This window comes from Erwinia sp. Leaf53 (assembly GCF_001422605.1).
Lineage (GTDB): Bacteria > Pseudomonadota > Gammaproteobacteria > Enterobacterales > Enterobacteriaceae > Erwinia.
The window spans coordinates 145792-170380 of the sequence record NZ_LMLK01000002.1; the positions used below are offsets into that span (position 1 = coordinate 145792).

The 24589-nt window shown below is 58.9% G+C and carries 21 protein-coding genes; 13 read left to right on the forward strand and 8 right to left on the reverse strand.

Going from position 1 to position 24589, the window contains the following annotated elements:
• Window positions 1-5 precede the first annotated feature (5 nt).
• A complete protein-coding gene (gene ftsY, locus ASF13_RS03505; protein ID WP_056232657.1) occupies window positions 6-1808 on the reverse strand; it encodes a signal recognition particle-docking protein FtsY in 1803 nt (600 codons plus the stop codon).
• Window positions 1809-1983: 175 nt separating this feature from the next.
• On the opposite strand from ftsY, the gene rsmD reads away from it, so the two are divergent.
• From rsmD to ASF13_RS03525, 4 genes are all read left to right on the forward strand, one after another.
• Window positions 1984-2589 carry a 16S rRNA (guanine(966)-N(2))-methyltransferase gene (rsmD, locus tag ASF13_RS03510; RefSeq protein WP_056232659.1) on the forward strand — a complete coding sequence of 202 codons (606 nt, stop codon included), beginning with the start codon at window positions 1984-1986 and terminating at the stop codon, window positions 2587-2589.
• Window positions 2579-2848, forward strand: a complete 270-nt coding sequence (locus ASF13_RS03515) for a DUF1145 family protein (RefSeq protein ID WP_056232661.1) — start codon at window positions 2579-2581, stop codon at window positions 2846-2848. The genes rsmD and ASF13_RS03515 overlap by 11 nt, the downstream gene beginning before the upstream one ends.
• Window positions 2849-3018: 170 nt before the next feature.
• On the forward strand, window positions 3019-3645 hold the full coding sequence (locus ASF13_RS03520) for a lysoplasmalogenase (RefSeq protein ID WP_056232663.1): 627 nt from the start codon (window positions 3019-3021) through the stop codon (window positions 3643-3645).
• 91 nt (window positions 3646-3736) lie between these two features.
• Window positions 3737-6007 carry a zinc/cadmium/mercury/lead-transporting ATPase gene (locus ASF13_RS03525; RefSeq protein WP_056232665.1) on the forward strand — a complete coding sequence of 757 codons (2271 nt, stop codon included), beginning with the start codon at window positions 3737-3739 and terminating at the stop codon, window positions 6005-6007.
• A 176-nt stretch (window positions 6008-6183) separates the two neighbouring features.
• On the opposite strand, the gene tusA is transcribed toward ASF13_RS03525, so the two are convergent.
• On the reverse strand, window positions 6184-6432 hold the full coding sequence (tusA, locus tag ASF13_RS03530; protein ID WP_056232667.1) for a sulfurtransferase TusA: 249 nt from the start codon (window positions 6430-6432) through the stop codon (window positions 6184-6186).
• A gap of 320 nt (window positions 6433-6752) precedes the next feature.
• Here tusA and ASF13_RS03535 point away from each other — a divergent pair, with 320 nt between their 5' ends.
• The 3 genes from ASF13_RS03535 to ASF13_RS03545 all read left to right on the forward strand — a co-directional run bounded on the left by ASF13_RS03535 (window position 6753) and on the right by ASF13_RS03545 (window position 9061).
• Window positions 6753-7418 (forward strand): 7-cyano-7-deazaguanine/7-aminomethyl-7-deazaguanine transporter, encoded by a 666-nt coding sequence (locus ASF13_RS03535; RefSeq protein ID WP_056232670.1) that lies wholly within the window; start codon window positions 6753-6755, stop codon window positions 7416-7418.
• A 138-nt stretch (window positions 7419-7556) separates the two neighbouring features.
• Window positions 7557-8114 carry a DcrB family lipoprotein gene (locus tag ASF13_RS03540; RefSeq protein ID WP_056232671.1) on the forward strand — a complete coding sequence of 186 codons (558 nt, stop codon included), beginning with the start codon at window positions 7557-7559 and terminating at the stop codon, window positions 8112-8114.
• A 125-nt stretch (window positions 8115-8239) separates the two neighbouring features.
• Window positions 8240-9061 (forward strand): alpha/beta hydrolase, encoded by an 822-nt coding sequence (locus ASF13_RS03545; RefSeq protein ID WP_056232673.1) that lies wholly within the window; start codon window positions 8240-8242, stop codon window positions 9059-9061.
• Between the two features lie 115 nt (window positions 9062-9176).
• On the opposite strand, the gene iolE is transcribed toward ASF13_RS03545, so the two are convergent.
• The 4 genes from iolE to iolD all read right to left on the reverse strand — a co-directional run bounded on the left by iolE (window position 9177) and on the right by iolD (window position 14136).
• Window positions 9177-10073, reverse strand: coding sequence for a myo-inosose-2 dehydratase (iolE, locus tag ASF13_RS03550; RefSeq protein WP_056232675.1), 897 nt, complete (start codon window positions 10071-10073; stop codon window positions 9177-9179).
• A 45-nt stretch (window positions 10074-10118) separates the two neighbouring features.
• Window positions 10119-11000, reverse strand: a complete 882-nt coding sequence (locus ASF13_RS03555; protein WP_056232678.1) for a sugar phosphate isomerase/epimerase family protein — start codon at window positions 10998-11000, stop codon at window positions 10119-10121.
• A gap of 77 nt (window positions 11001-11077) precedes the next feature.
• On the reverse strand, window positions 11078-12088 hold the full coding sequence (locus tag ASF13_RS03560) for a Gfo/Idh/MocA family protein (protein WP_056232680.1): 1011 nt from the start codon (window positions 12086-12088) through the stop codon (window positions 11078-11080).
• A 107-nt stretch (window positions 12089-12195) separates the two neighbouring features.
• Complete coding sequence (gene iolD, locus ASF13_RS03565) at window positions 12196-14136, reverse strand: 3D-(3,5/4)-trihydroxycyclohexane-1,2-dione acylhydrolase (decyclizing) (protein WP_056232682.1); 1941 nt, start codon at window positions 14134-14136, stop codon at window positions 12196-12198.
• A gap of 586 nt (window positions 14137-14722) precedes the next feature.
• Between iolD and iolC the strand changes: the two genes are divergently transcribed.
• The 5 genes from iolC (at window position 14723) to ASF13_RS03590 (ending at window position 20427) form a co-directional block, all read left to right on the forward strand.
• Window positions 14723-16648 (forward strand): 5-dehydro-2-deoxygluconokinase, encoded by a 1926-nt coding sequence (gene iolC / locus ASF13_RS03570; protein WP_056232685.1) that lies wholly within the window; start codon window positions 14723-14725, stop codon window positions 16646-16648.
• 311 nt (window positions 16649-16959) lie between these two features.
• Entirely contained in the window at window positions 16960-17727 is a 768-nt protein-coding gene (locus ASF13_RS03575) for a fimbria/pilus periplasmic chaperone (protein ID WP_056232687.1), read from the forward strand.
• Window positions 17728-17814: 87 nt separating this feature from the next.
• Entirely contained in the window at window positions 17815-18300 is a 486-nt protein-coding gene (locus ASF13_RS03580; protein ID WP_056232688.1) for a fimbrial protein, read from the forward strand.
• Window positions 18301-18344: 44 nt separating this feature from the next.
• Window positions 18345-19388, forward strand: a complete 1044-nt coding sequence (locus ASF13_RS03585; protein WP_146005529.1) for a fimbrial protein — start codon at window positions 18345-18347, stop codon at window positions 19386-19388.
• Window positions 19389-19590: 202 nt separating this feature from the next.
• Window positions 19591-20427 (forward strand): MurR/RpiR family transcriptional regulator, encoded by an 837-nt coding sequence (locus tag ASF13_RS03590; protein WP_056232692.1) that lies wholly within the window; start codon window positions 19591-19593, stop codon window positions 20425-20427.
• A gap of 139 nt (window positions 20428-20566) precedes the next feature.
• Here the strand turns inward: ASF13_RS03590 and iolB are convergent, their stop codons facing one another.
• Window positions 20567-21385 (reverse strand): 5-deoxy-glucuronate isomerase, encoded by an 819-nt coding sequence (gene iolB / locus ASF13_RS03595; protein WP_056232694.1) that lies wholly within the window; start codon window positions 21383-21385, stop codon window positions 20567-20569.
• Window positions 21386-21517: 132 nt separating this feature from the next.
• On the reverse strand, window positions 21518-23023 hold the full coding sequence (locus ASF13_RS03600; protein WP_056232696.1) for a CoA-acylating methylmalonate-semialdehyde dehydrogenase: 1506 nt from the start codon (window positions 23021-23023) through the stop codon (window positions 21518-21520).
• Between the two features lie 507 nt (window positions 23024-23530).
• Between ASF13_RS03600 and ASF13_RS03605 the strand changes: the two genes are divergently transcribed.
• Window positions 23531-24346 carry a TIM barrel protein gene (locus tag ASF13_RS03605; RefSeq protein ID WP_056232698.1) on the forward strand — a complete coding sequence of 272 codons (816 nt, stop codon included), beginning with the start codon at window positions 23531-23533 and terminating at the stop codon, window positions 24344-24346.
• Window positions 24347-24589 lie beyond the last annotated feature (243 nt).

The window sequence follows — 24589 nt, forward strand, 5'->3', positions numbered from 1 at the left end:
CCTAATTAGTCCTCTCGGGCAAAAAGTGCCTCAATAAAATCGTCAGCCTTAAACGATCGCAAATCTTCAATGCCTTCACCCACGCCGATATAGCGAATCGGAATGTTGAACTGATCGGCCACCGAGAAGATCACCCCGCCCTTCGCCGTTCCGTCCAGCTTGGTCAGGGTAATTCCGGTCAGGCCGACGGCCTCGTGGAACAGTTTAGTCTGGCTAATCGCATTCTGGCCGGTGCTAGCATCAATGGTCAGCATCACCTCGTGCGGCGCGTCCTCGTCCAGCTTCTTCATCACGCGGGTGATCTTTTTCAGCTCTTCCATCAGATGCGCTTTGTTCTGCAGGCGGCCGGCGGTATCGGCGATCAACACGTCGACGTTACGCGCTTTGGCGGCCTGGATAGCATCGAAGATCACCGAGGCGGAATCGGCACCGGTATGCTGGGCCACTACCGGGATGTTATTGCGCTGACCCCACACCTGCAGCTGCTCCACGGCGGCGGCGCGGAAGGTATCCCCCGCGGCTAGCATCACCGATTTGCCTTCGGCCTGGAACTGACGCGCCAGCTTGCCGATAGTGGTGGTTTTACCCACGCCGTTGACGCCAACCATCAGGATCACAAACGGCTTGTTCGGCGTGATATCCAGCGGCGCTTCCACGTCGGCCAGGATGCCGGCCATTTCTGTTTTCAGCAGGCCGTACAAGGCTTCGGCATCGCGCAGCTGACCACGGCTGGCCTGCTGCGTCAGGTTGCCGATGATGCGGCGGGTGGTTTCCACGCCAACGTCGGCGATCAGCAGCTGCTCTTCCAGCTCTTCAAACAGGTCGTCGTCGATTTTTTTGCCGCGGAACAGGCTGATAAAGCCGGACCCGAGGTTCTGGCGGGTTTTCACCAGGCTGCGTTTCAGGCGGGCGAAGAAACCTTCTTTGGTCGGACGCGGCTGCCCGGCCTGCGCGGCGGCTAAGCGGGCGGCTTCTTCCTGCTCTGCCAGCAGCGCCGCATCTTCAGCCTCGGATTCAGCAATAGCAATGGCCTCCGCTTCGGCACGGGCGGCGGCTTCGGCCTCTGCACGAGCAGCGGTTTCGGCCTCTGCGCGGGCGGCGGCTTCTGTCTCAGCACGGGCAGCAGCTTCGGCTTCGGCACGGGCAGCAGCTTCGGCTTCGGCGCGGGCGGCGGCTTCKGYCTCWGCACGGGCRRCGGCTTCTGCTTCAGCACGGGCAGCGGCTTCCGCTTCGGCGCGGGCAGCAGCTTCGGCCTCTGCGCGGGCAGCGGCTTCTGTCTCAGCACGGGCGGCAGCTTCGGCTTCAGTGCGAGTCGCCGCTTCAATTTCAGCAGTTACCAGAGCTGCTTCTGCCTGTGCAGCAGCCTGCTGTTCTGATGCGGTACGGGCAGCGTCAGCTGCCGCACGGGCGTTCTCTTCCGCCTCAACGCGGGCCGCTTCAGCTGCCGCACGGGCGTTCTCTTCTGCCTCAACGCGGGCCGCTTCAGCCTCCGCACGGGCTTTTTCTTCCGCCTCAACGCGGGCCGCTTCAGCTTCCGCACGGGCTTTCTCTTCTGCCTCAACGCGGGCCGCTTCAGCCTCGGCACGGGCTTTTTCGGCCTCTGCGCGCGCAGCCTCGGCTTCGGCACGAACTTTTTCTTCTGCTTCCGCCTGTGCGGCCTGCTCTGCGGCAGCACGGTCGGCGGCTTCCTGCGCGGCACGTTCGGCGGCCTGCTGCTCTAACGCCTGCTGTTCTTCATCCTGTGACGTCTTATCTTCACGCCCAAGGCCAAGCCAGGAGAAAAAGCCACGTTTTTTATTCTTTGCCATGTTGCCACCACGCTCCTCGCGGGAAAAACCGGTCCGGTTCCGGTATGAAAATTCAGCTGATAATTAATCCCTTAGTCTAACACTTTCTCCAGAGGGCGTTACAGCACCCTTTTTACGTTTCCTCGGCACGTTTCGCCCGTTAAACTGTGCAACAAATTATTAAGAGTTCAGTACCATGACTAAAAAACCCCGCAGTGCATCAGCCGGGCAAATTCGCATCATCGGCGGCCAGTGGCGCGGCCGTAAGCTGCCGGTGCCTGACAGCGCTGGCCTGCGCCCGACCACCGATCGGGTGCGTGAAACCCTGTTTAACTGGCTGGCGGCCGATATTCAGCAGGCCAGATGCCTCGACTGCTTCGCCGGCAGCGGCGCGCTGGGCCTGGAAGCGCTGTCGCGCCACGCGGCCAGTGCTACCCTGCTGGAGCTGGAGCGCCCGGTGGCGCAGCAGCTGGAAAAAAACCTCGCCACGCTGGGCAGCCGCAGCGGTCGGGTAGTGAATACCAATACCCTGCAGTTCCTCGCGCAACAGGGCGAGGCGCACCAGCTGGTGTTTATCGACCCGCCGTTTCGCAAGGGGCTGCTGGAGCAGACCGTAACGCTGCTGGAAAATAACGGCTGGCTGAGCGATGACGCTTTGATCTATGTTGAGTGTGAGGTGGAAGGCGGCGTGCCGCCGGTTCCGGTTAACTGGCACCTGCACCGGGAAAAAATTGCCGGCCAGGTCGCTTACCGGCTGTATGTTCGTCGCAGCCAACAAGGAGAGAGTAACCATGCTGATTAACGCCGGCCGCGTGCTGATGATTTTTGTCTGGGCCTTTTTGCTGCTCAACCTGGTGCAGCCGTTCCCGAAACCGCTGACCTATTTTGTCAACGTGGCGCTGTTCTTTATGGTGATTATGCACGGCCTGCAGCTGGTGCTGATGCGGACCACCCAGCCAGCGGGCGCAGCGAAACTCAGCGGCGTGATGCAGCTGAAAGTCTTCTTCTTTGGCGTCTTTGAGCTGCTGGCCTGGCAGAAGAAACACTTCCCGAAACAGTAAAGTCCGCCGCCCGTTTACCGGCAGCAGCACAGCCGTTGCCGGCCCGCGGCAGCGGCCTGAAAACTTCGTGAGAGCGGTTTGCCGCGCCCGCAGATTGTCAGCGCGCCGCGCATTGGCCTAGACTGAGGAGGACATTGTGGAGTTTTTCATCTGCTATCAGGGATAACGCTATGATCTGGTCCTTCCTCGCCGTACTGTTCTCCGGCTGGCTGTACGTTGATGCCACCTACCGTGGCCCGCAGTGGCAGCGCTGGGTGTTTAAACCGGTTACGTTGCTGTTGCTGCTCGGCTGGGCCTGGCAGGCGCCGATGCTGCAAACTACCGATTATCTGATCCTGCTCGGCCTGCTGGCCACCCTGGCCGGCGATGCGCTGACGCTGCTGCCGCAGAAGCGCATGCTCTATGCCATCGGAGCGTTTTTCCTCTCGCACCTGCTGTATACGCTGTACCTTGCCAGCCAGATGACGCTGACCCTGTTCTGGCCGCTGCCGCTGGCGCTGCTGATCGTCGGCGGCCTGACGATTGCCACGGTGTGGAGCCGTCTGGAGGATCTGCGCTGGCCAATAGCGACGTTTCTCGGCATCACCCTGCTGATGAGCTGGCTGGCCAGTGAGCTGTACCTGTTCCGCCCGACCGACAACGCCTTTACGCTGATGGCCGGAGCACTGCTGCTGCTGCTGTCGAATATTATCTGGTTAATCAGCCATTACCGCCGCCGCTTTAGCGCCGACAGCGCGATCGTGGCCGCCAGTTACTTTGCCGGGCACTTCCTGATCGTGCGATCGCTTTGGCTGTAACGTGCTCAGCCTCTTGACTCTGGAGTCGACTCCAGAGTGTAGGATAGGTGCAACGGGCGCTGTTGCCCGTTGTAACCGGCCAGGAGGCGTTATGCACACACACTCTTCATGTGGCTGTGGTCATCACCATGCCAGCAAACAGCACGGATGCAGCAGCACCCCGCGTCCCGTTATCCGCAAAATCACCCCCGTTGCCACCGGCGACCACGGCGATACGCCCTGTTGTGCCGAAGCGACCTGCAGCCCGGGGCACGATCCCGACGATGAGGGCGACAGGCGCAGCGGCACCGCACGCTACAGCTGGCAGGTAAGCGGCATGGACTGCCCGGCCTGCGCCCGTAAAGTAGAAACCGCCGTTCGCCAGCTGCCCGGCGTGGTCCAGGCCCGCGTGGTGTTTGCCAGTGAAAAACTGCTGGTGGATGCCGCCAGCGATCTGCAGCAGGCGGTGGAACAGGCGGTAGACCGCGCCGGTTTTCAGCTGCTGCGCAGCGGCATGCAGCCCGCTGACCGGCCCGCACCCGGCCTGTGGCGTGAAAACCGCAGCCTGATTATCCTCGCGCTGCTGATGGCGGCCAGCGCACTCGTCGCGCACTACGCCCCAGGTGCGGGAACCGTGGCGTATATCGTGACCACCCTGTTCGGCGTCTGGCCGATAGCCCGCAGCGCGCTGCGGCTGATGCGCAGCGGATCGCCGTTCAGCATTGAAACCCTGATGAGCGTGGCCGCCATCGGCGCGCTGTTTATCGGTGCGACCGCCGAAGCGGCGATGGTACTGCTGCTGTTTATGCTCGGCGAACGGCTGGAGTCCTTCGCCGCCGGCCGCGCGCGCAGGGGAGTCACCGCGCTGATGGCGCTGCAGCCGGACGACGCGGTTCGTCTGCGCGACGGCCAGCGCGAAAGCGTACCGGTCAGCGCGCTGCGCCCGGGGGATGTGATTGAGGTCGCCGCCGGCGCACGGCTGCCGGCCGACGCGCGGCTGCTGAGCCGTACGGCCAGCTTTGATGAGAGTGCGATGACCGGCGAGTCCCTGCCGGTAGAACGCCTTGAGGGTGAAAAGGTGGCCGCCGGCTGCCTGAGCATCGACCGTCAGGTCCGGCTGGAGGTGGTCTCCGAGCCGGGCCATAGCGCCATTGACCGTATTCTTACGCTAATCGAAGAAGCCGAAGAGCGGCGGGCACCGATCGAACGCTTCCTCGATCGCTTCAGCCGGGTGTATACGCCGGTGATTATGGCGCTGGCGCTGCTGGTGGCCGTGGTGCCGCCGCTGCTGCTGGCCGCCGGATGGCAGCCCTGGATCTATAAGGGTCTGACGCTGCTGCTGATTGGTTGCCCGTGCGCGCTGGTGATCTCCACCCCGGCGGCGATCACCTCGGCGCTGGCCGCCGCCAGCCGCCGCGGCGCGCTGATCAAGGGCGGCGCGGCGCTGGAAAACCTCGGCGGCGTGCGTACCATCGCCTTTGATAAAACCGGCACGCTGACCGAAGGTAAACCGCAGCTGACCGCCGTGGTCGCGCTGGCCGGCTGGGATGAAAATATGCTGCTGGCCACCGCCGCCGCCATTGAACAGGGCTCGTCGCACCCGCTGGGCAAAGCGCTGGTCGCCGCCGCCGCCGATCGCCAGCTCAGCCTGCCGGCGGCCAGTGAACAGCGGGCACGGGCCGGCAGCGGCGTCGAGGCGCTGGTAAGCGGCCGCTTACTTTCGATCAGCGCACCGTCGAAACTGGCACTGCCGCTGGCGGAGCCGCAGCGTGATGAGGTCGCAGGGCTGGAAAATGCCGGCAATACCGTGGTGATCCTGCACGATGCTACGCAGACGCTGGGGCTGTTTGCCCTGCGCGATACGCTGCGGGCCGATGCGCGTGACGCACTGGCCGAGCTGCGGGCGCTGGATATTCAGGGCGTGATGCTGACCGGTGACAACCCGCGGGCGGCGGCGGCGATTGCCGCCGAACTCGGCATCGACTTCCGCGCCGGCCTGCTGCCGGAGGATAAAGTCGCGGCGGTGAGGGCGCTGAACCAGCAGCGGCCGGTGGCGATGGTCGGCGACGGCATTAACGACGCACCGGCGATGAAAGCCGCCACCATCGGTATCGCGATGGGCGGCGGCAGCGACGTGGCGCTGGAAACCGCCGATGCGGCGCTGACCCACAATCGCTTAAGCGGTCTGCCGGCGATGATCCGGCTGTCGCGCGCCACCCACGCCAATATTCGCCAGAACATCGCGCTGGCGCTGGGGCTGAAGGCGATCTTCCTGGTCACCACGCTGCTCGGTTTTACCGGGCTGTGGCTGGCGGTGCTGGCGGATTCGGGGGCAACGGCGTTAGTGACCGCTAATGCGCTGCGGTTGCTGAGAAAGAAATAAACGACAATCGCCTGCCCTCACCGGCAGGCTGCTTTAAGACAGCCTGCCGCCAGGCATCCACGACAGGTTCATTCTGTCGCCCGGGGCACCGGCCATCCTTAGCGTTGACCGCGGCGGGCTGATTATTTCCCCGGTACCGCTGAACGCCAGGACGTTTGCGGCAGCCATACTCCCCGTCAGGCCGTTCCCTTCTTCAGCAGATAGCGGTACGGCAGCGCGTCGGTCTGCTGTGCCAGCAGGATGTGTTCCATAAAGCGGCAGAAGCCGGGGATGTCCCGGGTGGTGGCCGGATCGTCGGCGACCACCAGCAGCGTTTCACCGGCCTGCATTGCGCGCACGGTTTTACGCACCATCATCACCGGAATCGGGCAGCGCTCTCCCTGAGTATCCAGGGTCTGGTCAGGACTGGCGAAAAGGTCGCTCATCAGTTTCTCATTCATTATGTGGCAAACTGCGCCTATTTTAGCGCTGCCGCCACCGCGTGCAAGTCCCGGCCCGACGATAACGTTTGCGCGTAAATTAACCGTTGCAATAGCAGGCTAACCCGGTAAGATGCCGCCAAATCGCTGTGGCGACGGGCTATTTATGCCGGCGAGATCCACCCGGCAGGCATTGCCTGACGCACCTGTTCCACCCACGGACAGCGTTCGCTCCGGTGGGTAACGTGCCGGCACCCCGCAGCAGAGTGAAAAATACCGTGAATTAACTGGGTTCCCTCACCCCACTGTTTATAAAAAGGCTCAATATGATTGCTTTTACCGCACGTCAGCGCACCCATGCGCTGGTCTGGCTGTCCCTGTTCCACCTGCTGGTGATCACCTCCAGTAACTACCTGGTCCAGCTGCCGATCTCGATCTTTGGTCTGCACACCACCTGGGGCGCATTCAGCTTCCCGTTTATCTTCCTGGCGACCGACCTCACCGTGCGTATCTTCGGCGCACCGCTGGCGCGGCGCATCATCCTTGCGGTCATGATCCCAGCGCTGTTTATCTCCTACGCCATCTCCAGCCTGTGGTATCAGGGCGAATGGCAAGGGGTACAGGCGTTTTCGGAGGTAAACCTGTTTGTGGCTCGCATCGCCTGCGCCAGCTTTATGGCCTATGCGCTGGGGCAGATCCTCGACGTGCAGGTGTTTAACCGACTGCGGCAGAACGCGCGCTGGTGGATTGCGCCAGCGGCGGCAATGTTCCTCGGTAATATCAGCGACACGCTGGCGTTCTTCTTTATCGCCTTCTATAAAAGTCCCGATCCGTTTATGGCCACCCACTGGGTGGAAATCGCGCTGGTGGACTACAGCTTCAAAGTGCTGATCTGCCTGGTATTCTTCCTGCCTGCCTACGGGGTGCTGCTGAACGCCACCCTGAAGCGTTTAGCAGACAAATCCGCTGGCCCGCAGATGAATTTCGGATAAGCTGAGTCGGGTCACGGCCCGTCAATCGCCGTCAGCGGGAGATACACAATGTCACCGATGGCAAGTTGCTTTTACCCGCTGAATACGTTTGACTGAGTGGCTTAATGACGATGCGACCACGTTTAAAAAGGGATCATGATGCGTAACCTACTGAAATATGCCGGTATTGCCCTGCTGGTAACCGGCCTTGCCGCCTGCGATAACAACAGCGATAAAAACCAGACAGCCGATCACAGCGCCCATGCCAGCCAGGCTGACCAGACCGTCACCCTGCTGGGCGGTAAACTGAACTTTACCCTGCCACCGGGCATGGCCGATAAAAGCGATAAGCTGAGCACCCAGGACAGCAACCGCCACGTCTGGGCCGATAATTCGGGCCAGCGCGCGATTATCGCTTTTGAAGGCACGGACAGCGACGAGTCGCTGGATGCGATGGCCAGCCGTCTGGAAGAGCAGCAGCGCAGCCGCGATCCGCAGCTGCAGGTGGTGACCAGCAAAGCGATTACCGTTGATGGCCAGACGCTGCACCAGCTGGACACGGTGATCTCCAGCAACAACCAGTCAGCCTGGTCTTCAATTGTGCTGGGCAAAATTGACGGCAAGCTGCTGACACTGCAGATCTCCCTGCCGGCCGAGAACCAGCAGCAGTCGCAGAGCGAAGCCGAAAGTATCATTAACTCCATTAAGCTGAAGTAACCACCCTCGCGTGCCACTTTCCTTAAAGGAGCGGGTAATACGCAAGTTTTGCCGTCATTCTGCGACAAAAAAAAAGCACACTGATTCTCCCCGAACAACGGGGAGAATTAATAAGGATGCTTTTAATGGAATTAATCTACAACGATATGACGCGCGCCGCGCTGGATGATGCCTATCAGCTGGCTAAAGGTCTCGATTTCCCGGCAATTCTGGCCGATTTTCTGAAACGCAGCGAGACCGCGTATCAGACCTTCCCCTGCGAGCGCAATATTCCGTACGCTGGCGGCCCGCGCAACACGCTGGACTACTTCCCCTCTTCACGTGAAAACGCCCCGACGCTGATCTTTATTCACGGCGGTTTCTGGCAAAGCACCAGTAAAGAGCATTTCGCCTTTATCACTCAGGGGCTGCTGGCGGATTTTCAGGTGATTATGGCCGAATATACGCTGGCACCAGAGGCCAGCATGTCGCAGATCCACGGCGAAATTGCGGCGATGCTCAACTTCCTGCGCGACAACGCTCAACGCTTTCATCTGCAGCCGGGCAAAATTTGCCTGTGCGGGCACTCTGCCGGCGCACATCTGACGGCCATGAACCGCAGCCACCCGCTGATTTCCCACGCCATGTGGATGAGCGGTATCGTCGATCTCACCCCGATCAGCCTCTGTTTCCTCAATGATAATCTGCAGCTGACCCCGAGTGAGATCCAGATTTTCAGCCCGGCGAACTCGATGATCAAAGGCGTGCCGATGGCCGTAACGATCGGGGCAGCGGAACGCCCTGAGATGATCCGGCAAAGCGAACGCTACGTGGAACTGCTGAAGGCGTGCGGTAATGACGTCGTCTTTACGCATCTGCCGGGTGAGAATCATTTCAGCCAGATGTATCAGTTCTCTGCCGACGGCAGGCTGACGGCGGCGCTCAAGCAGCTGATGGGTAACGCTTAACGTTACCGGCTAGCCAAAAAAACACCCCGTCAGCCGATGACTGACGGGGTGAGATCGGGTTCCGATCGCACCCGTTCACCGGCGCCGGTGAACGGGTTTGTGTCGTTTGGCCGAATTACAGGCCGGCCGTTTCGCGAATGTACTTGCGCGCTTTTACCGCATACTCAAACGGATTAGCCAGCGCCGGGTCCTGCTCCGCTTCCACCACCATCCAGCCTTTGTAGCCGAAATCATCGAGGATTTTGAATACCGGTCTGAAGTCGATCACGCCGTCGCCCGGTACGGTGAAGGTGCCTTTCTTCACGCCGTCGAGGAACGACAGCTTCTGGCTTCTGACCTGGTCGACAATCTCATCACGCACGTCTTTCAGGTGCACGTGGTTGATGCGCGGCAGGTACTTCGTCAGGATATCCAGCATCGCCTGCTGGCTGCCTTCAGAGTAGTAAGCGTGGCCGGTATCAAACAACAGATAGACGTCATCGTTGGTCAGCGCCATAAAGCGGTCGACTTCTGCGGTGGTCTGGATCGCCGTGCCCATATGGTGATGCAGGCCAACGGTCATGCCCTTCTCTGCGGCCAGTTTTGCCAGCTCGTTGTAACCTTCTGCCGTCAGTCGCCACTGCTCGTCGGTAAAGTGGGGTTTCTCCTCCAGTACCGCTTTGGTGGTGCCCTGAATGCTCAGGCTCTGCTCGGAGCAGCCGATCACCTTCGCGCCCATCGCGTGCAGGAAGTCGCGGTGGTTGATGAACTCATCGATGGTTTTGGCTTTGTCACCGTTGGCAAAGAAGGTGCTGAACCAGGCATTAACGATCTGAATGCCACGGATATCCAGCATCGGCTTCAGTACCGCCGGATCGCGCGGATATTTGCTGCCCACTTCACTGCCGATAAAACCGGCCAGCGCCATTTCACTGACGATCTGCTGGAAGGTATTTTCCGCACCCAGCTCCGGCATATCATCGTTGGTCCAGCCGATAGGGGCAATAGCCAGTTTGACGTTATCTTTGTTCATTTTAAGCCTCAGGAATCAGCGGACGACCGCAGCCGCCCGTCATCATTATCCCAGCAGCTCGCGCTCGATCAGTTCGCGCGTGGCTACTGCTTCAACATGCATTTCTTCCGGGTAACCGAACAGCGCAGCGGCAATAATCGGTTCGCCACCGACCTTAAAGGTCTGCTCAGCGAACTTCATTTCACGCAGGGTCTTAAACAGCGTCGGGAAGTCGACCTCACCTTTACCCACGGCCACGTGCTGGTGAATCGTGGCATCCACTCCTGGTGGGTTCACGATGTAGCGGCAGTGCTTGGTGTGGTTCATGGTGTCCGCGATCAGCACGTGGGACAGGTCAGCACCGGCATACTCCAGCATCGGCTGCACATCGCCCTTGCCTTTGTCATAGAAGAAGGTGTGCGGTGCGCTGTACAGGTACTTCACGTTATCACTGCGGAACGACTTCACGATATCGGCCGTTTCATTGCTGTTTTCGCAGAAATCCCACGGGTGGGACTGGATTTCGATGCGGATGCCTTCACGTTCAACGATCGGCAGCAGCTCTTCCATTGAACGGTAGAACATCTCTTCACAGATCTCCGGCTCATTCGGGTTCCCGGAAAGTTCGGTATTGATAACCTGTACGCCGGTTTCCACCGCGATTTCGATCATCCGTTTCCAGTTACGTACGGCAGCCTGACGGCGCGCTTCGTCCGGACCGGACCAGCGATACACCACGATATACGAGGAGATTTCCAGCCCGGTCTCGCGCAGCGCGTTTTTGTACTCGGTAATGATTTCGCGGCTGGCTTTAGGATGCTTATAGAACGGGTTGATCTGCGGATGCGGGGACTGCTCAATATACTTGTAGCCCCAGTCAGCCACCTGGTGAACCATTTTAGTGATGCCTAAATCTCGAATGACATCCACATCAAAGGCAATTTTCATCAGAATCTCCGGAATAAATCAGTACGCTGTTTTACGGTGATCCCCCCGCCACAGGCGGGGGAAGTGCGCACCCGGGCTTAGTTATAAAACGCCGGGCGCTGCGGCAGTTCCACCGGCTCAATCGCACCGCTTTCCTGCGCTTTCAGGCAGGCGTCGGCAGCGACAGAAGCAGCATAGCCGTCCCAGGCGGATGGCCCGGTCAGCTTGCCAGCGGTGGCATCATTGATAAAGGCTTGTAACTCAACGTCATAAGCATCGATAAAGCGATCCTTCCAGTCGGTGAGGATCGCGGTCGACAGTTTGGCGTCTTTACGCATCTGCACGGCAGACGGCTCGGGTAGCTTAGCAATCCCCTCTTCACCGACCACTTCACACTGGATGTCATAACCGTAGGCACAGTTGACGAAGATTTCGACGTCAATGCGGATGCCCTTACGGGTTTCAAACAGCACCACCTGCGGATCGCGCAGTCTGGCGTGGGTTTTCGAAGTGGAGCGTGGGAACACCACCTGCACCGATTTGTAATCGTCTTCGGTCAGCCAGCGCAGCACGTCCAGCTCGTGGATCAGCGTGTTGGTGATCGCCATATCGGTGGTGTAGTTTTCCGGCACGGTCGGGTTACGGTGCGCGCAGTGCAGCATCAGCGGCTCGCCGATCTCACCGCTGGTGATCACCTGCTTCAGCGCACGGTAGCCTGAATCGTAGGGGCGCATAAAGCCCACCTGCACCAGACGCTTACCAAACTTAATCTCGGCGTCAACCACCCGGCGGCAGCCTTCGGCAGACATCGCCAGCGGCTTTTCGCAGAACACCGGCTTGCCGGCCGCGATGGCTGACAGGGTAAATTCTTCGTGGGTGGGATCCCAGGAAGTGACCAGCAGCGCGTCAACGTTCGGCGAGTTGACCACGTCGTGGCCGTTGGCAAACACCTCTGCTTCAATGCCGATACGCGCCAGCGCCGCTTTGGCACCGTCTACGTTGATGTCTGAAACGGCCACGACCTGCGCGCCCTGGAGGACCTTACTGCAGCGACGGATGTGTTCCTGGCCGATAGCGCCGGTACCGATAACACCGAGTTTAAGCGTCATAATATTTCCTTTGATTGTAGGGGGAAGCAGGGCCGGCGGTTACACGCCGCCGGCACCCGGCTAGAGATAAAAAGGACAGCAAAATAAAACGATGAAACTATTCAGTCTTAATACTTACGTGCCTGTTCAATATGTTCATCCAGCTTACGGGCCACGGCGTCTACGCGCTCTGAGGTGGAAACCCGGGCACCGCCAACGTGCCACCAGCTGAAGTACTTATGAATCATGGTTTTTGGCAGCACTTTGATGTCAAACAGCACCGACACCGTCTGCTTCTGCGCGTCGATCAGCGCCGCCTGCAGCTCTGCCAAAGTGGTAATTTTGTAGGTTTTACAGCCGTAGCCCGCCGCAATCGCCGCGAAGTCGATCGGCACGAAACCACCGTTCAGCTTGCCGGTTTCCGCATCACGGAAGCGGAACTCGGTGGTGAAGCTGTCCATACCGTGTTCCATCTGCAGGTTGTTGATGCAGCCGTTAGTCATGTTATCCAGCAGCACCACGTTGATCTTGGCTCCTTCCTGGATGGAGGTGACCAGCTCGGAGTGCAGCATCTGGAACGAGCCGTCGCCGACAAAGGTGTAGACCTCACGGTGCGGTTCGGCCAGCTTAACGCCGAGCGAAGCGTTGACCTCGTAACCCATGCAGGAGTAGCCATACTCGACGTGATAGCTGTTGTAATCTTTGGTGCGCCACATGCGCTGCAGGTCGCCCGGCAGGCTGCCCGCCGCCGCCACGATCACCGCGTCCTTTGGGAGGTGCTCGTTAAGCGTGCCCAGAACGCTGCTCTGAGTCAGGAACGAACCGGTCAGGCGGTTAAACTCGGCAAACAGCGCTTCACGGTCGATGTGGTCGGCAATTTCCGGCACAAAGTCCTGTTCGCTGTAGACCGCCGAGTAGACGCGCTGGGTCTCTTTCAGCAGCTTGCTCTGTGCCTGGCCGATCTGCTCGCCCCAGCCGCTTTTAAAGCCGGTGTCCGCAAGGCGCAGGGTCAGCGCGTTCAGCGCTTCCTGGGCATCCGCCACCACCTGCACTGCATCAAGCTTGTAGGCGTCAAAGTTGCTGACGTTGACGTTCACAAAGCTGACGTCCGGATGCTGGAAGATCCACTTGGACGCGGTGGTGAAGTCGGTGTAACGGGTGCCGATACCGATCACCAGGTCCGCCTCTTTTGCCAGCAGGTTAGCCGCCAGACAACCGGTCTCGCCCACGCCGCCGACGTTCAGCGGGTGATCGGAAACGAGGGTGCCTTTACCGGCCTGGGTTTCGGCAAACGGGATGTTATAACGCTCGGCAAACGCCTGCAGCGCCGCGCCTGCGCCGGAGTACTTCACCCCGCCGCCGCAGATGATCATCGGGCGTTTTTTACCGGCGATCAGCTTCAGCGCATCGGCCAGCTGGCCTTCGGTCGGCAGGCGGCGCTCAAGACGGTGCACGCGCTTCTGGAAGAAGTAGTCCGGGAAGTCCCAGGCTTCACCCTGCACATCCTGCGGCAGTGAAATCGTGACCGCGCCGGTTTCAGCCGGATCGGTCAGTACGCGCATGGCGCTGATACAGGCGGTCATCAGCTGTTCCGGGCGGCTGACGCGGTCCCAGTATTTGCTGACGGCGCGGAAGGCATCGTTGGTGCTGATGCTCAGATCGTGGCTCTGCTCAATCTGCTGCAGCACCGGGTCCGGCTGGCGGGTGGCGAATACGTCGCCCGGCAGCAGTAATAAAGGAATGCGGTTAGCGGTAGCGGTAGCCGCCGCGGTGATCATGTTTGCGGCACCCGGGCCAACGGAAGAGGTACAGGCAATGATTTCACGGCGCAGCTTCTGCTTGGCGTAACCAATAGCAGCGTGGGCCATGCCCTGCTCGTTACGGCCCTGATACACCACCAGGTCGCCGCTGTCCTGCTCCAGCGCCTGGCCTAAGCCCAGCACGTTGCCGTGACCGAAGATGGCGAAAATGCCCTTCACAAACCGGGTTTCAACGCCGTCTACCGACAGATACTGGTTGTCCAGAAATCTGACCAGAGCCTGTGCCGTTGTTAATCTGATCTTGCCCATTTGCTCTTCCTGTTCTTAGCGGCGGCCACATCATCAGGTCCGCCGGGGTTCGCAGTTCTGGTCGTCCGCAGCGTTCAACGGCGACAGCTATAAGTGAAACGTGAGGGGATTATAAACAAATATTTTTTTCACTAAATAGGATTACAGAAGAAACATTTCATTTTGCGAGTGAGATCAAATTCTGCGATGAAACGGGGTGGGAAAGGGGGGCCTGGGAGGGAAAAATGAAACGTCCGCAGCAACTCACCGCCACCAGGGAGAAAATCATTTCATTTCAGTATGTTCGCTGATTTGCCATTGCAAAGTTGAGATACCGCTCACAACTCCTGTAACAGCTGAAACGCCTGCAACCGCGCCTGTGGTGAATCCATGGGTGCAAGAGTTTTAACCACCTCACATTTTTGGGGCAATAATTTCATTTCATATTGAACTTGGAATTTTTATTCCTCATACTCCGGCTATGTCAGATTACAGTGTGAACGGGTAGCGCCCCGCTCAGCCGTAAACGCTCAACAGAATCGGCTCACCCCGACATCATCCGCATCGCGGCAGGTCTGAGGGGATATCACAGAAGGAAAAAACAGGTATGAGTACACAACAGAAGCGGCTTGATGTGATTTGTATCGGGCGCATCGCCGTCGACCTTTATGGCCAGCAGATCGGTGCGCGCCTGGAAGATGAAACCAGCTTTGCCAAATATCTCGGCGGCTCCTCCGGTAACGTCGCTTACGGCACCGCCATCCAGGGGCTGAAGTCCGGCATGCTGGCGCGCGTCGGTGACGAACATATGGGCCGCTTCCTGCGTGAAGAGCTGCAGCGCGTCGGCTGCGACACTCAGAGCCTGATCACCGATAAAGATCGTCTGACCGGCCTTGTTATTCTCGGCATTAAGGATCAGGAGACCTTCCCGCTGATCTTCTACCGTGAAAAATGTGCCGATATGGGCCTGGTGCCAGACGACATTCAGGAAGAGTACATTGCATCGGCACGCGCGCTGGCGATCACCGGCACCCACCTGTCGCACCCGGACACCCGCGCTGCGGTGCTGAAAGCGCTGGAGATTGCCCGCCGTCACGGCCTGCGCACCGCGCTGGATATCGACTACCGTCCGGTGCTGTGGGGCCTGACCTCACTGGGCGACGGCGAAACCCGCTTTGTTGAATCCGACGCCGTTACCGCTCAGCTGCAGGAAGTACTGCACTTCTTCGACCTGGTGGTCGGTACGGAAGAAGAGTTCCACATTGCCGGTGGCAGCACCGACAGCCTCACCGCGCTGAAAAACGTGCGTAAAACCACCAAAGCCACGCTGGTGTGCAAACGCGGTCCGCTGGGCTGCGTGGTGTTCGAGGGTGAGATCCCGAACAGCTGGGAAGAGACCGAGCTGCAGACCGGCGTGCGCGTGGACGTGCTTAACGTGCTCGGTGCGGGCGACGCCTTTATGTCCGGCCTGCTGCGCGGCTGGCTGAACGACGAAAGCTGGGAGCAGGCCTGCCGCTACGCCAACGCCTGCGGCGCGCTGGTGGTTTCCCGCCACGGCTGCGCCCCGGCGATGCCAACCAAAGAGGAGCTGGACGACTTCCTCAGCCGCCATGAAGCGGTGAAGCGCCCGGATCTTGATAAGCGTCTCAACCATCTGCACCGGGTCACCACCCGCAAACATGCGGCATGGGACGATCTGTGCATCTTCGCCTTCGACCACCGCAAACAGCTGGCCGATATGGCGAAAGAAGTCGGCCTCGATGATTCGCGCATTCCGGAACTGAAAACCCTGCTGCTGCAGGGCGCACAGGAAGCGGCAAAAGAGGCCGGTCTGGACAACGGCCACAGCGGCATTCTGGCGGATACCACCTACGGCCAGCCGGCGCTGAACGCTATTACCGGTAAAAACTGGTGGATTGGCCGCCCGATCGAGCTGCCAAGCTCGCGTCCGCTGCGTCTGGAGCACGGTAACATCGGCTCCCAGCTGGTTAACTGGCCGCAGGAACACGTGGTGAAATGCCTGGTGTTCTACCACCCGCAGGACAGTGCCGAACTGCGCAAAGAGCAGGACGATCTGGTGCTGGACGTCTGGAACGGCTGCAACAAGTCCGGCCATGAGCTGCTGCTGGAAGTGATCCTGCCGGAGAGCAACGCCGATAAATCTGAGCAGCACTATCTGACTATCGTTGAGCACTTCTACGGTATGGGCATCAAGCCTGACTGGTGGAAGCTGCCACCGCTGACACCGGCCAGCTGGGCGGGCATCAGCGACCTGATCGAGAACAACGATCCGCACTGCCGTGGCGTCCTGCTGCTGGGCCTGGACGCACCGGAAGCGCAGCTGAAAGCCGGTTTTGCCAACGCAGCCGATGCCAAATGGGTGAAAGGCTTCGCGGTCGGCCGCACCATCTTCGGCCAGCCGTCACGCCAGTGGCTGCACGGTGAAATTGACGACGCCGCGCTTATCGCCGCCGTGAAAAGCAACTACCTGACGCTGATTGGCTACTGGCGCGAGGCGCGTCCGCTGAAGTAATTCACACTCGTCACCTGCTGTGAACATCACAGAGACAGGCCCTGGCCTGTCTCTGTTTTTTTTATCCTGCCTACAACATCTCAAACCAGATTCATAAAATTCGCGATATATTTATCCTTAAAAAATCAACGAGAATCCGGAAATACAAAAAAAATATCGAAGAAGATAATATTAACGCAAGCCGGTTTCAGCAGACGCAAATCGACATTATAATCCCTCCCCCTGATATATTTATTTTTCCACCCGTAACAGAACCGAAAAATCAGACAGTCGCAGCCTGCTGCTGAATAATAAATTAAAAGGTCTTTTTTATGCATATCAGGCCGCGCCATAATAATGCGCCAGCAGCGGCTTTACTCTTAGCGCTGATTGTTATCACCTGCCCCGCTGAGGCGGCCATCGCGCTGCAGCAAAGTCGGGTCATTTTTAATGGCGAAAAATCTTCCGCCAGCCTGCTGGTGAATAATCAGAATCAACATGCTCCTTATCTGGCCCAGGGATGGATTGAGAATGAACAGGGAAAGAAAATCCACGGGCCACTGTTGCTGCTGCCGCCAATACAGCGCATTGAACCCGGGGCGCAAAGCCAGATAAAAATTCGGGGGCTGCCGGCCGCCAGCCTGCTGCGCCAGGATCGGGAAACGCTGTTCTGGCTCAACCTGCGCGAAATCCCACCCCGTCATTCGTCACCCAATACGCTGAATATTGCACTGCAAAACCGCATTAAGGTGTTTTACCGCCCGGCAGCGCTGAAAGCACCGCCGGGTGAACTGGCCACGCCGTGGCATACGCAGCTGGTGCTGGAGCAGCAGGGTGACCGCCTGCAGATCCGCAATCCCAGCCCCTACTATATTACGCTGGTCGAGGCGCAGAGCCGCGCACAGGGGCAGGCAGTGCCTGGCTTTACGCCGCTGATGCTGGCTCCCGCCGCCAGCGAAACCTTGCCCGGCAAAGCCGCTGACTATGGCAACACACCGGTGCTGACCTATCTGAACGACTATGGCGGCCGCCCGGAGATCGCCTTCCGCTGTGAAGCACGGCGCTGCAGTGTGATTAGCAACCGGGTACAGAAAGGCTGATGCCGTACGGTCACAGGCTGGCACCGATGCGCCGCCCGGCGCGGCATGTTCAGCACGCGCTAATGCAGATTTTACCCAGGAGCCACCATGTATTTACGGATATTACTCCCCCTGCTGGCCGCAGGGGTCAGCCTGGCCTGTGCCGCCGCTGAGCAGGGAGCCACACAGGTCGAATTCAGCGGCACGGTCATCAGCCCGCCTGTCTGTCAGTTTAATCACGGCAAGGTGATTGAGGTGGAATTCAATAATACGTTTACCACAGCGGCCAATGGCAAGGCGATAAAGAACGTGGACTACCGGCTGACGTGCAGTGGCAACGCCGGCGATAAGGCGCTGAGTATGCGGGTTTTTGGTGAAGAGGGTTTTGCTAACGACGTGCTGGCCACCAGTCTCGACGGGCTGGGGATCCGTCTTTATAAAGAGGGTAGCGCCCTCCGGCTTAATCAGTGGTTTTCACTGCCAAAACCGGCCAACAGCATGGTGCTGACCGCGGCTCCCATTTTCGCCCCCGACAGCGAAGCGAAAACCGGCAGCTTTCAGGCGTCAGCCACGCTGATGGTCGCTTTTCAGTAAATCATTACGGCAACGGAATCATCAATGATAAAGAAGGAATAACCGTGATTATTGCTCAGTCACGAAAGTTAATATCTGCTCAATATATGGCGGCCGTTATCGTAATGGCGCTATCAGCCAACGCAGCAGAAGCCGTTCCGGCCAGACCTCCCGGTATGCCGGATGGCGGGTGCTGGGCCGATCCAATGAATATTTTAAGCATTACGTTAGGCACCGCATCGTTTACGTCAAATCAGCCAGGCAGCACCGGCAGCGTGGCTTTTCATACTATTCCAGAAAACTATCCAGGCTGGTGTTACTCCGAGCACGGAGAAAATGGGGCTCATTATTTTAAATCAGAGGTATCCAGCCCCCCGTCCAACCTTTCATCAGAATATTACAGATTAAATGAGGATATTGATTACAATATAAAAATCGATCTGTACAACACGAAAAACATCTCGTCTCCCTTCACGGATATCTACGATTCTTCAGCAAAGGCAGGTCCTGGCGCGAACGGGGTCACCGCTTTAGGCAGAGCACTTGTTGGTAATGCCGGCACCGTCAACTTTCGCCTGCGCAGAACCATATTAGGCGGTGCGCTGTTCTTTCCCGGCGGCATTGAACTGGCCAACCTGTACCGCTATGTGTATAAGGGCAGCCCGGCAACCATCCCCATCTATCGCTTAGTCACTCAGCAGACCGTGATCCCCGTACCGGTCGAGTGCCGTATTAACGGCGGCCAAACCATTCTGGTTCCTTTTGGTAACATCGACAGCAGTCTGGTCAGCACGTCTGCCGCCGGCTCAGTGTATCGGGCGGAGCGTGCGTTAACCTACAAATGCAATACCACGCTCACCCAGGATATCAAAGTCAGCCTTGCTGCTGAGCCCGCGGGCTTCAGTGACGCGATTAAAACCTCTAATCCCGATATTGGCGTGGTGATGCAGTATCAGAATCTGACCGTAACGCCAAATGACGGCTTTAAAACCCGGCTGGTCAACGGCCAGGGCAGCGACAGCGTGACCTTTGCCGTGGTAGGCAGCGGTAAAACGCCCGCGACCGGGCCGTTTACCGGTTCAGCCACGCTGATTATCACCAATCTGTAGTCCGTACGAAATGCACCCGAGTGCAGCCATTTTGAAACAGATCGCCGCAGGCTGCTGCACGAACAAGGCAAAAGTTGCATTTTTGTGAACCAATTCCCATCCTGATGAAATAAAAGGCGGTTAATTCCTCAGCAAGTGAAATTTTTTGTTCATCTGGTAAAATAGCGAACAAATGAAATGTTAACCCATCAGCGAGACGTGAATGAGCAACAACCCGACGCAACTTTCCCTGTTACAGGACGACATTCGTCGCCGTTACGACACCCTCAGCAAACGCCTGAAGCAGGTAGCTCGCTACATTCTCGACAACAGCAACAGCATCGCCTTTGATACCGTCGCCTCCATCGCCCAGCAGGCCGACGTACCGCCATCAACGCTGATCCGTTTCTCGAACGCCTTTGGCTTCAGCGGCTTTAATGAAATGAAGCAGGTGTTTCGCCAGCACCTGATGGAAGAGACGGTTAACTACACCGAACGTGCCCGCCTGTTCCGCCAGACCGCCAGCGACGAAACGCCGGCCGCACCGGAAAGCCCGGCGGAGATCCTTAACGTGTTTACCATGGTGAACTCGCAGGCGCTGCAGCAGCTGGCGATGCAGGTCAATCCGGAGCAGCTGGAAAAAGCGGTAAAAATGCTCGATGAGGCGGATAATATCTACATCATCGGCCTGCGCCGCTCGTTCAGCGTTGCCTCCTACCTCACCTATGCCCTGCGCCACCTGGAGCGCCGCGCGTTCCTGATCGACGGGCTGGGCGGGATGTTTGCCGAGCAGCTGAGCATGGTCAGCCCGAAAGACGTGGTGATTGCCATCAGCTATTCGCCGTACGCCCGCGAGGCGGTAGAGCTGGTTGAGCTGGGTGCCAAGCGCGGTGCGCATCAGATCGCCATTACCGACAGCCAGGTCAGCCCGCTGGCCGCCTTCAGCGACGTCTGCTTTGTGGTACGCGAAGCGCAGGTCGACGGCTTCCGTTCGCAGGTCGCCTCGCTGTGCCTGGCACAGACGCTGGCGGTGTCGCTGGCGCTGAACAACGCGAAGTAGAAAAAAAACGGGCAGCCCGTAGAAGCCGCCCGTTTTATTAGCTCGTTTTCAACATCAACCTTGCGCCTCTGCCGGTGCGGCAGTCGTCCTGCCGCACGCCGCCCTGGCGTTACTACTCACATCACTGACAACGTACGACTTACTCTGCGCGCGGATACTCCGCGCTGTTCACCCAGGCGTGATCTTCCTCCCAGGTAAATTTCCACAGGCGCACCGGCCCGGCCATCACGTTCAGATAGTAGTTATCGTATCCGGCGATGGTCGCTACCGGATGGTAGCCGCGCGGTACGGTAACCACATCGCGGTTATAGGCCGCCATGCACTCATCCAGCGAGCGGTCGTCGGTGTAGACGCGCTGCATGGCGAAACCGCGTTCCGGGTTGAAACGATGGTAGTACGTCTCTTCCAGGTAGGTTTCGTGTTCTGAATTTTCCTGATCGTGCTTGTGGCTCGGGTAGGAGCTGGTATTCCCTTCGTCGGTGTACACTTCCACCACCAGCAGGCTGTCGGCTGGCTTATCGTCAGGCAGGATATTGTGCACCAGACGCTTGTTATTACCCTTGCCGCGCTGCTCGACGCCGACATCTTCCGGTGCGATCAGCCGGGCAGGCAGGCTGCCTTTGCCCGGTGCGCTGCACACTGCCAGCTCAAGGTCAGACTCTGCCACCACGTCAACCCGATCGTTATCCGGCACATAGACGGAATACGGCGGGGTGCGCTCAAACGGCGACATACGCTTGCCGATATTCGGGAAGTCGGCCTTCGAGGTTTTTACCGAGGCAAGGCCGGCCACCAGCACCAGGCACAGCTCCTTGCTGCCGCTGTCGAGTGACAGGGTCTGACCTTTTTTCAGCAGGTAAGCGTCGAAACCTACATAGCCCCAGCCCGCGCTCTCCGGGGTAACGTGCTGAATACGCCCCTGGGCATCGGGCTGCTTAACTTTGGACAAGCAAGACATCGTTATCTCCTTAAATCACCTGTGTCTCTGCCGCTGTACTGGCGCTGCAACGGCACTGACAAAAGCGATTAGTCGTTACGCTTCCGCCCGCGACGGCTGTCGCGGGCGGAAGGGGATCCGTCAGCCGGCTGATTAGCCCAGCGTTGGCATGCTGAACTCAGACACGGTTTTCTGACCGGTCGGCCAGCGCACGGTGGCGGTCTTCATACGGGTGTAGAAACGCACGCCGTCCGGACCGTGCACGTTCAGCGCACCAAACACCGAACGTTTCCAGCCGCCGAAGCTGTGGAAGGCCATCGGCACCGGCACAGGTACGTTAACGCCGACCATGCCCGCCTGCACTTCGCGAACGAAGTCACGGCCGGTGGCACCGTTGCTGGTGAAGATAGCGCTGCCGTTGCCGAACTCGTGGCTGTTCACCAGATCCAGCGCGGTTTTGTAGTCCGGCGCACGCACGATGCTCAGCACCGGCCCGAAGATCTCTTCACGCCAGATCACCATGTCGGTAGTGACGTTATCGAACAGGGTGCCGCCAACGTAGTAACCGTCCGGGTTGCCGTCAACCTTGATACCACGGCCGTCAACCACCAGTTTCGCGCCTTCGGCTTCGCCTTTGTCGATGTAGCCCAGCACTTTCTTCTGGTGCGCGGCAGAGATCACCGGCCCCATCTCGTTCTCGTCTTTGCCTTTGTGGATGCCAGGACCGACGCGCAGGGCTTTCACCAGCGGCGTCAGCGCGGCGATCAGCTTGTCTGCAGTATCGTCGCCCACGGCGACAACGACCGGCAGCGCCATGCAGCGCTCACCGGCTGAGCCGAACGCGCCGCCCATAATGGCGTTAACGGTGGCATCAAGGTCGGCATCCGGCATGACGATGGCGTGGTTTTTCGCCGCGCCGAAGGCCTGTACACGCTTACCGTGGGCGCTGGCGGTGGTATAGATATGCTCGGCCACGCCGGAAGAACCGACGAAGCTCACCGCCTGCACGCGCGCATCTTTATACAGCTGCTCGGCGTTTTCGTTGGAGCTGTGGATGACGTTAAACACGCCGTCCGGCAGGCCGGCTTCGGTCAGCAGCTCGGCCATACGCACGGAGACGGACGGATCGAGGGCCGGTGGCTTCAGTACGAAGGTGTTACCGCAGGCCAGCGCAATCGGGAACATCCACAGCGGGACCATCGCCGGGAAGTTGAACGGGGTAATACCGGCCACCACGCCCAGCGGCTGCATCAGCGAGTAGCTGTCCACGCCGGTGCCGACGTCGGCAGAGTTCTCACCTTTGATCAGGTGCGGGATACCACAGGCAAACTCCACCACTTCCAGACCACGGGTCAGTTCACCCAGCGCATCTGACCACACTTTACCGTGCTCGCTGACGATCAGCGCGGCCAGCTCGTCGCGGTGCTCTTCCATCAGGGCTTTGAAGTTGAACAGAATACGGGCGCGGCGCAGTGGCGAGGTGCGGGACCAGCTATCGAAGGCGTTATGCGCGACGGCAATGGCGTTAGCCACTTCATCACTGGTGCTCTGCGTCAGTTCGCGGACCACCTTGCCGGTTGCCGGATCGTAAACCGGAATGGTTTCATTGCTGGCGCTCAGGGTGGTTTTGCCGCCAATAAAGTTTCCTACGATAGTCATGTTCTGGCCTCTTTGGTGTGATATGTCCCGGTCAGGCAGTGTGGTTCGCAACGCTACCTGGCCGGGCAATGCTTAATGGTGCGTGCTGAGACAGTATAATATTGGAATAAATTTTTCAAATAAATCACTTTAGAAAATTCGTTTTTAGCGGCACAGATCGCATTTTTTCCTCTCGCACCGCGCCGTTCTGCTTCACGCTGCCACGCGCCACTCAAAACGCCGCCAGCGCAGACGGTCAGCGGAGCCGTGGTTTACAAAGGCCACCGCTAACCGGGCCGATTTACCCCGTTAATCCGCACACCTTTTCATCCACAGCAGGCAGGTTAATCGTGTCACCAATGAAATTTTGCGAGACGGATCTAAAAATTTAAATTTCATTATTCACTAAACATGAAATAAATGTTTTCTTATCACTCAGTTTCACCATCGACCGGCTTACGGCAGCACAACAGAGCAGGCGATGCGACCATTTCATTTTTTTATCCCCTACTGAACAGGAGCCAGAACATGGCTATCGATCCAACCCGTTTCTGCGTTAACCGTAAGATCGCCCCGGCCCTCAGCATTGAAGAATTCTTCCGGCTGGTGAACAGACTCGGCCTGCATAAAGTGGAACTGCGCAATGACATGAAGGGCGGCAGCGTCACCGACGATCTGAGCCATCAGCAGGTGCGCGCCCTGGCCGAACAGTACGGCCTGGAGATCGTGACCATTAACGCCGTCTACCCGTTTAACCAGGTAAGCGACGACCTGCTGGCACGCGCCGAAGGCCTGCTGAAAGACGCGCACGGCATCGGTGCCAAAGCGCTGGTGCTCTGCCCGCTGAACGACGGCACCCCGATCCCGGCGGAAACCACCCAGGCCGCTATCGCCCAGCTGGCCCCGCTGTTCGCTAAATACGGCATCGAAGGCCTGGTCGAGCCGTTAGGCTTCCCGGTCAGCTCGCTGCGCTCCGCACGCCTGGCTCAGCAGCTGATTAACAATGCTGGCGCGCCATTCAAGATCGTACTGGATACCTTCCACCACCACCTGTACGAAGGCGCAGAGCAGGACTTCACCGACGGCGTGGACGTCAACCAGATTGGCCTGGTGCACCTCTCCGGCGTGACCGACAGCCGCCCGACCAGCGACCTCACCGACGAAGAGCGCCTGATGCTCAGCGAAGGCGAACTGCTGAAAAGCGTCTGGCAGGTTCAGCGCCTGGAAAAACTTGGCTACAAAGGCGTCTACGCCTTCGAGCCATTCGCTTCAGAAATGGACAGCTGGACCGCCGCCGACATCGAACGCGAAATCCGCCGCAGCATCGAACTGCTGCAGGCATAAAAATTTAAGCATCAGATTTACATGTAAAAAGGCCCGTCAGTCTCGATCGGCCAGACGACGAGTAGAAGGACACCGCAGCCCAACCATCAACAGGCTAAACAACAGCCTGTTATCAGGGAGGGCAGTGGGATGAGCCCGGAGCGGGGTAACCCGCGCAGGGTCGCCCGCTGACAGGCCCGTCAGTCTCGATCGGCCAGACGATGTGTTTAAAAGCACCGTAGCCAACGCAGCAGTGCCGACGCG